The sequence below is a fragment of the Psychrobacter sp. 1Y4 genome, from assembly GCF_051847555.1.
Map to the genome: position 1 here is coordinate 1 of NZ_JBPYDE010000915.1, position 573 is coordinate 573.

Genomic DNA, 573 nt, shown 5'->3' on the forward strand with positions numbered 1-573 from the left:
ATAGTCTGCGATTTGTTGACACCATCGTAATTACAAGTAATGACACCTGCACCGACATTGACGCCTGTGCCGACAGTTGCATCACCGATGTAGCTTAGGTGATTTACTTTACTGCCTTGACCGATTATTGATTTTTTAATTTCGACAAAGTTACCGACTTTGCTGTTGTCAGACAATACCGTATCAGGACGCAGGTGTGCAAAAGGTCCTATGTCGACACCAGCTCCGATGTCAGCGCGATCAATCACACAGTAAGGCTTAATATAACAAGCGTTGCCTATCTGGGCATTTTTGATGACGCAGCCTGCTTCAATATAGACGTTGTCGCCTAAAGTGCAGTCGCCTTCAAAGACCACGTTAACGTCAATAAATACATCTTGTCCGGCAGTCAACGACCCGCGAATATCCACGCGCGTGGGATCGGCAAATTGAACGCCCGCTTCTTGTAAGTCGGCGACTATCTTGCGTTGCCATGTGCGCTCCAGACTTGCGAGTTGTTGGCGGTTATTAACCCCTTCAATCTCAAACGTATGCTCAGGCTCAATCGCCGCAATCGTAATACCATCAGCGACG

Annotated in this window: 1 pseudogene; it reads right to left on the reverse strand. The window is 47.6% G+C overall.

What is annotated here, in order from left to right:
• Positions 1–573: pseudogene (glmU, locus tag ACS8FC_RS19580) on the reverse strand (bifunctional UDP-N-acetylglucosamine diphosphorylase/glucosamine-1-phosphate N-acetyltransferase GlmU); the annotation flags it as partial.